Source organism: Fulvivirga sp., assembly GCF_040220315.1.
Classification (GTDB): Bacteria; Bacteroidota; Bacteroidia; order Cytophagales; family Cyclobacteriaceae; genus Fulvivirga.
Genome location: NZ_JAVJUY010000195.1, coordinates 19,520 through 27,386, shown reverse-complemented (window position 1 = coordinate 27,386; position 7,867 = coordinate 19,520). Strand labels below are relative to the sequence as shown.

The following is a 7,867-nucleotide window of genomic DNA, read 5'->3' as shown; positions in this document are numbered from 1 at the left end:
TTAACGTAAAAGTCTGGTTACCTGTAAAGTCAACTCCTTCCGTAAAGGTCACAAATACGGCTCCGCTGGCTATTCCATTATACGTGGTGCCATCTACTACAATATCAAATGGGCCGGTGCCTACCGTTGCCGTAAAAGTTAAGTCTACTGCTGCTCCAGCACAGATGGGGCCGTCATTACTAATCGTACCCGCTGGTTCCGGGTTTACTACCACATCGGTCGTCTCGCTTACTGTGGCCGCACAGTTTGGCGTTACTCCTGTATCGGTAATCGAAGTTAACGTAAAAGTCTGGTTACCGGTAAAGTCTACTCCTTCCGTAAAGGTCACAAATACGGCTCCGCTGGCTATTCCATTATACGTGGTGCCATCTACTACAATATCAAATGGGCCGGTGCCTACCGTTGCTGTGAAGGTTAAGTCTACTGCTGCTCCAGCACAGATGGGGCCATCATTGCTAATAGTACCTGCTGGCGCTGATAACACCAATACATCAGTAGTTTCAACTACGGTAGCCGCACAATTAGGAGTTACTCCTACATCGGTGATCGAAGTCAACGTAAAAGTCTGGTTGCCGGTAAAGTCTACTCCTTCTGTAAAGGTCGCAAACACGGCTCCGCTTGCTATTCCATTATACGTGGTGCCATCTACTACAATATCAAATGGGCCGGTGCCTACCGTTGCTGTGAAGGTTAAGTCTACTGCTGCTCCAGCACAGATGGGGCCGTCATTACTAATCGTACCCGCTGGTTCCGGGTTCACTACCACATCGGTCGTCTCGCTTACTGTGGCCGCACAATTTGGTACTACTCCTGTATCGGTGATTGAGGTTAACGTAAAGGTCTGATCTCCTGTAAAGTCCACCCCTTCGGTAAAGGTCACAAATACGGCTCCGCTGGCTATTCCATTATACGTGGTGCCATCTACTACAATATCAAATGGGCCGGTGCCTACCGTTGCCGTAAAAGTTAAGTCTACTGATCCACCTGGGCATATCGGACCGTCATTGCTAATCGTACCTACAGGTTCCGGGTTCACTACCACATCGGTTGTCTCACTTACTGTGGCCGCACAATTTGGTACTACTCCTGTATCGGTGATTGAGGTTAACGTAAAGGTCTGGTTGCCGGTGAAGTCTACTCCTTCAGTAAAGGTCGCAAATACGGCTCCACTGGCTATTCCATTATACGTGGTGCCATCTACTACAATATCAAATGGGCCGGTGCCTACCGTTGCTGTGAAGGTTAAGTCTACTGCTGCTCCAGCACAAATAGGACCGTTGTTACTGATCGTTCCATCGGGGGCAGGTACTAGATTGATGGTAACATTGTCCGACATTGTATTTGGTGTACAAGCACCTTGAGTGGCCACAATTGTAATTACACTTCCATCGCTAAAATCAGATGACAATAGATTGAACGTTAAATTTGTTCCATCACCTATTTGGGCCGCACCAACATTGGAACCATCAACTTGAACTTGATAAAAAATGTCTGGTTCAGTTGCTGGAGAAGGGGTTTGACTATTTTCAAGAACTATTGTTGTTCCAGACCCAGTACAAATATTTCTAACTCCCGGATTGGTAATATCTCTATCTGATGGAGAGGGATCCGAGATTAACAAGGTGGGGTCATTGACAAGCGATGCTGAACACACCGAATAATTATCTGTGACAACAATTTCATATTGTCCACCTGGCAATCCCAATAAAGCCGGAAATCCATTATTATTTAAATCTGTTAATAAATTGGCTGTGTAATTTGTAGTGGCGTCAACGTCATTGATAGTAAGAGGCAAGCCTGCAAGTCCATTATCGGCATTCCATGTGTAGCTTATTCGTCCTGTGGCTAAATCCAGTGACCCATTCTCTATTAAAACCTCAACCTGACCATTTGGAGACAAACAAGATGTATTATCAGTCGTTGTACCAGTGGCACTAATGGCAATAGCAGTAAGTGCGGTTAAATCAACACCATCAGAACCGCCAAGTTCATTTATAGTAAATGAACCATCAGTAATTGAAAAACCATAATTTCCTGCTTCAAGTCCATTACCGTCTAAACGTGTAGTAAAAGTGAAAGAATTTCCAACAGAAATAGGCTCACCCACTGCAAAATCAGTGTCATGTGGTGGAGTATTTAAAAAGTTGAAGAATCCATTAGCCTGTCTTATTACCTGAAGTGTAGCGCTTCCGCCAGAAGCTGAAATAATCGTGAAAGTTATCTCTCCATTATTTAATCCATCACAAGGATTAGATATAAACACTTCAACTTCGAGTTGGTTGCCAGGACCTGCTGTAAAATTTGGTGTAACTGTTTGTGAAAAAGAGAATGAATTGAATATTCCAACAATTAAAATTGTGAAAAGTAGCTTGATATTGCAGTTATTGAGGCTCATCATTTACTTTATTTCAAAAAATGGTAAATTCCTTAACTTGAGAACAACCTTTGGTATCAAGTACCATAACATTATACGTTCCTCTACTATTGATTAGAATAGATGAAGAATTAACTTCCTCTGATAAAGATTTCTGATCTTGAGTATAAAATAAATATGAATATGGTGCAGTTCCATTTTTAGCATCCACTGAGACCATATTGTTTTCAATTTGAACAGTGATTTGAAAGTTATCGCATTGATTTTGTTCTAAAGGCGCACTAAAATCAAATCCGCAAAATACAATGAAGACAAAAGAAAACAATAACAATCTTGAGACGTTGAATGCAGTATTCATTAATTAAAAAATTTATCAATATATATAGTCTAAAAAATCAAAGTAACCGCCATGTAAGATATTGCTTTAATTAGTATAGACACATTAGAGCAAAGATGACTGTTTCTTTGTACAATTCAAATACGATCTTGTCGTAATAAGGCAATTTAGGGATTCAAGTAATATTTCAATAGAAAAAACACTTTTTTGATTGAATCAGCCTTTTTTTGGCCAATAAAATAAAATTATTTTAAGTTATTTTAATATTTTTTGTTGATTATCTCACTTAAGATAATAGCATTTTTTGCACTATCTTCATCTTGAAGAAGTTTAGCGTATTCGCTTTCTTCTTCTGCCACATCTTCTTCAGAATAATGTTCGAAGTGTTTGAACTTGCCTGTATGTTTGTCGTCATGGTTCTTTCGGGATTCTTCGTATTTCTGTGAGGCCCTTACTGATTCCTCATAAATTCGTTTAATCTCTTCATCATCATTGACATCAAATTCTTCCTCGTACTCTTCCTCTTCAGCAAATTGAGGTTCTTGCTTTCTCGTTGTACCCTGCTCTTCGGTAAACTCCTTTAAGAGTTCTTCAAAAGTAAGTTGTTTCTTTGGTGTTTCTTTACGCTGGTTTTGATCTACTGGTCGAGCAGGTTTCTTTTGTGTTTCCTTCTTCTTTTTTAACGCACGAGACAGAATGGCGAAAAGAACAAATACAATGTAGAGTATAATTTGAATATCATCCATGGTATGACAAATTTATCAATATATCTTATAAATTTGTTTCCCTTTCTTCTTTCTATTATAGAAATGTAAGAAGCTATCGATTTCTTCTAGTTTACCACTAATTAGATCGATAAAATTCAAAATAACATAAGCAGTATTAATGCAGTTAGCTAAACTTGAGATAAAAGGCTTTAAAAGTTTTGGTGATCGGGTTGTAATCAACTTTGACGAAGGTATTACCGGAATTGTTGGCCCTAATGGATGTGGCAAATCGAATATTGTAGATTCCATTCGATGGGTGCTGGGGGAACAAAGCAGCAGGACGCTTCGATCTGATAAGATGGAGAATGTTATTTTCAACGGAACTAAAAAACGGAAACCTACACAGCTTGCCGAAGTATCGCTTACCTTTAATAACACCAAAAACTTACTTCCTACAGAGTACTCTCAGGTGACACTGACCAGAAGATATTACAGATCGGGTGAAAGTGAATACCTTCTAAATGGAGTCACCTGCAGGTTAAAAGATATTACCAACCTATTTCTTGACACAGGAATTGCCTCTAACAGCTATGCCATTATTGAGCTTAAAATGGTGGATGATCTGTTAAACGATAAGGACAATTCCAGAAGAGGTTTATTTGAGGAAGCTGCTGGGATATCTAAATTTAAAAAGCGTAAGAAAGAAACACTGAAGAAGCTATCTGATACTGATGCAGACCTGGAACGTGTTGAAGACCTGCTCTATGAGATAGAAAAAAATATGAAATCGCTTGAGCGACAAGCCAAGCAAACAGAGAAATACTATCAGCTAAAAGAAGAATATAAAGAAGTCAGCATTCGACTTGCCAGAAAGACAATTCAGAAATCAACGGGTTTGTTCAACTCGCTCTCTAAGCAAATTGAAGCTGAGAATGACAAGAAAATTAGCCTCAACAAACAAGTAAAAGAAAAAGAGGCCGAACTAGAGAAGTCAAAGTCTGAACTGGTATTAAAAGAAAAGGCTTTAAGCGCCAGGCAAAAGGCATTGAATGAGCATGTCAATAAAATTCGCCAGTACGAAAGCGAAAAGAAGATAAAAAATGAGCGTCTGCGATTTCTGAATGACAAATCTGAGAACTTAAGAGATCAGATTCAGCAAGACAGAAAAAGCAATGAAAGGGCTGCTTTTAGTATTGAGGGTCTGACACATGAGAAAAGCAGCGCTCAAAAGCTTTTAGCTGAGATAGAGTTAAAAGTGAATACCCTTAAAGAGGATCATGACGCTCAAAAATCTAAAACAAGCAGAATACAGGAAGAACAGGAAACCGTTCGAAGAATTCTGAAAAGCAAGCAGGAAGAGGTTTATCAACTAAAAAAATCCGTTGAAATTCAGGAGTTACAGCTTTCTTCTTTAAAACAGGAATTAGAAAAGACAGCCACGGATACAAGCGAACAGAACGCAAGCTTAATTGAGTTCGACAAAAAGGTAAATCTTCTTGAGGAAGAGCTTGCAGTTAAAAACAAAGAACTCAAAAAGAAGAAAGATGCGCAGCACGATATCGAGAATAGAATCGAATCCACTGAAAAGACCATTTCAGTAATTAGGGAGGAATTAACCCAGACGAATAGAAAACTGGATGCGAGGCAAAACGAGTTTAACCTTACCAAATCGTTGGTTGAAAATTTGGAAGGATTTCCGGAGGCCATTAAGTTTTTAAAGAAAAAAGCTGGCTGGAAAAAGAACGCTCCTCTCCTATCGGACATATTAACCTGCGATGAAGAGTATAGGGTAACGGTCGAGAATTACTTAGAGCCTTACTTGAATTACTACATTGTTGAGAAGGAAGCTGAAGCTTATGAGGCGATCAATATTTTGAGCGATGCAGCAAAAGGCAAAGCCAACTTTTTTATTTTGGAGTCATTTGAAAGTTTCGCACCTACGGATACCAAACTTTATGATAATGCTTTTCCCGTTACAGAAATCATTGAATACGACTCGAAGTATCGTAAGCTAATGGCCTATATCCTTGATAACGTATACATTTTTGAAGGGGAATATAAGAATATCCCAAAAGATGATGACAACACCTTTATTACCAAAAACGGAAAAGTAACACGCAGACGATTTAGCTTAACAGGTGGCTCTGTAGGTCTATTTGAAGGAAAGAAAATCGGGCGCGCCAAGAACCTGGAGAAGCTTGAAAAAGAAATTAAGCAACTTTCTAAAAAGCTAAATGAGGTTGAGCAAAGTCTTTCTGAGAAAAATAAGGAGCTCGAAAAATTAAAGGGCAATTCCCTTAAGCAAGAGATTGAAGGGATGCAGCAAGGCATCAATCAGGTAAATGAAGAGTATATCTCCATTAAAACCAAGCAGGAGCAGTTTGCCAAAATGCTTACTGATGCTGATTTGCGCAAAGAAGATATCATTGCTAAGGTGGATGAACTCTCTAATTCAGTAGCGAAGAATAAGCCCAAAGCTGAGCGTGAAGAAAAAGACCTATCACAATCTGAAAACAAGTTGGCCGAACTTACGGCCGAGCTGAACGAACAGCAAGAATTGTTAAGTGAGAAGTCTTCTGCATTTAATGAGCAGAATATATTTTTTCACCAGCAGGATAACCGAGTAAAAAGTATTGAACAGGAAATATCTTATAAGCAAGATGCTTTTAACAGCAGCAAAGATAGAATAGAAAAAAATCAGCTGGACTTGGCTAATACAGAATCAGAGATAAAATCATTATTGGAAAAAAATGAAACTAATGATGATGAGCTTGTTGGCATGTATGAAGAGCGTGAAAGCATTGAGCAAGCCGTTAATGAAGCAGAAAAAGAATATTATAGTGTAAGGGGTACTATTGATGAACTCGATAAAAGCGAGCGTGAAATACAGCGAAGTCGAGAAGGTATTGATGCCGTTATTATGGAGCTCCAGAATAAGCTAAATGAAACCAAGCTTGAATTAAGCGCTGTAAAAGAACGACTTAGTGTTGAATTTAATATCGACACAAACGATATACTGAACGAAGGTGAAGAGGCCGCAGATATAAACGAGGATGAGCTGCGGGAGTCAGTTACTAAAATTAAAGATAGGTTGGAGCGCATGGGGCCCATTAACCCTATGGCCATGGAGGCCTATAATGAAATTAAAGAGCGTAATGATTTTATTATCGAACAACGTGAGGATTTGTTCAAGGCCAAAGAGTCACTACTATCTACCATAGAAGAGATTGATACAGTTGCCAAAGAGACGTTTATTAAAGCCTATGAAGAAATAAAAGAAAACTTTGTAAAAGTCTTCAGAAGCTTATTTACTGAAGAAGATGATTGTGATTTAAGACTGAGTGATCCTGACAACCCGCTCGAATCAAGTATTGAGATTATTGCAAAACCTAAAGGTAAAAGGCCATTAACTATTAATCAGCTTTCCGGTGGGGAGAAAACATTAACAGCAACCTCACTCCTATTTGCTATTTATCTGATTAAACCAGCGCCATTCTGTATTTTTGATGAGGTAGATGCACCTTTGGATGATGCCAACATCGATAAGTTCAACAACATCATTAAGACCTTCTCAAAAGACTCGCAGTTTATTATTGTTACTCACAATAAACGAACGATGGCAAGTACTGATATTATTTATGGCATTACGATGATTGAGCAAGGCGTTAGCCGGGTAGTGCCTGTGGATTTACGAGAGCTAGCGGACAGTTAATTCCTTTTCACATTATCTAAAATAATGCCTGTTGCCATGGCTACATTCAATGATTCAGCTGCGCCATACTTTGGGATAGTGATTTTATGCGTAATTAATCTTTCTATCTGAGGGCTAATGCCATTGGCTTCGTTGCCCATGACAATAACACCACTTTTCGAAAATTTTACCTGATGTAAGTTCTGACCTTCCATCATGGCTCCGTAAATAGGTTTTTCCAACGTTTTTAAGGTTTCTACAAGTTCTACATAATGCACATTTACACGAGTGAAAGAACCTTTGGTGGCTGAAATAACCTTTGGATTATATAAATCTGCTGTTTCAGGTGTTGCAAGAATAGACGTAATGCCATACCAATCGGCCAAACGTATGATAGTCCCTAAATTTCCCGGATCGTTAATGTCATCTAAGGCAAGAATAATTTCCTCTTTTAAAAATGATAATTCCATATCAAATTTTATTTCAGCTACTGCAATCACTTTATCGCTGGACTTAAATGTACCAATGCTATCGAGAATGGTGCTGTTTGTTTCGTAAACGTCAAAATCAGTAGAGCCAAGTTCTTTAACATAATCACTCAAACCAACTAAGAATTTCACCTTAAAATCGGAGCTAAGGAGTTCGTTTACACTTTTTTCACCCTCTACAATAAATAAACCTTCTTTCTTGCGTTGCTTTTTTAATTGAAGCGATTTAATGAACTTCGCTAGTGACTTAGATAATATCATTTTTTAATA

Annotated in this window: 5 protein-coding genes; 1 reads left to right on the top strand and 4 read right to left on the bottom strand. The window is 38.7% G+C overall.

The annotated features are described in order from the left end of the window. The 3 genes from RLO81_RS09665 to RLO81_RS09655 form a co-directional block, all read right to left on the bottom strand. The coding region (locus RLO81_RS09665; protein ID WP_350110665.1) for a beta strand repeat-containing protein at positions 1–2,398 on the bottom strand (2,398 nt) is incomplete at its 3' end. Between the two features lie 10 nt (positions 2,399–2,408). Continuing rightward, on the bottom strand, positions 2,409–2,732 hold the full coding sequence (locus tag RLO81_RS09660; RefSeq protein ID WP_350110662.1) for a hypothetical protein: 324 nt from the start codon (positions 2,730–2,732) through the stop codon (positions 2,409–2,411). A 239-nt stretch (positions 2,733–2,971) separates the two neighbouring features. Beyond that, positions 2,972–3,457, bottom strand: coding sequence for a hypothetical protein (locus tag RLO81_RS09655; RefSeq protein WP_350110659.1), 486 nt, complete (start codon positions 3,455–3,457; stop codon positions 2,972–2,974). 139 nt (positions 3,458–3,596) lie between these two features. Here RLO81_RS09655 and smc point away from each other — a divergent pair, with 139 nt between their 5' ends. Continuing rightward, positions 3,597–7,130 (top strand): chromosome segregation protein SMC, encoded by a 3,534-nt coding sequence (smc, locus tag RLO81_RS09650; protein ID WP_350110656.1) that lies wholly within the window; start codon positions 3,597–3,599, stop codon positions 7,128–7,130. Here smc and RLO81_RS09645 read toward each other — a convergent pair. Next, positions 7,127–7,858: a TrmH family RNA methyltransferase gene (locus RLO81_RS09645; RefSeq protein WP_350110653.1), complete on the bottom strand. Its 732-nt coding sequence runs from the start codon at positions 7,856–7,858 to the stop codon at positions 7,127–7,129. The genes smc and RLO81_RS09645 overlap by 4 nt on opposite strands. Between the last annotated feature and the right edge of the window lie 9 nt (positions 7,859–7,867).

Coding starts and splice junctions, on each gene's coding strand:
- RLO81_RS09660 (WP_350110662.1), bottom strand. CDS start 2,732: ATGAATACTGCATTCAACGTCTCAAGATTGTTATTGTTTTCTTTTGTC.
- RLO81_RS09655 (WP_350110659.1), bottom strand. CDS start 3,457: ATGGATGATATTCAAATTATACTCTACATTGTATTTGTTCTTTTCGCC.
- smc (WP_350110656.1), top strand. CDS start 3,597: ATGCAGTTAGCTAAACTTGAGATAAAAGGCTTTAAAAGTTTTGGTGAT.
- RLO81_RS09645 (WP_350110653.1), bottom strand. CDS start 7,858: ATGATATTATCTAAGTCACTAGCGAAGTTCATTAAATCGCTTCAATTA.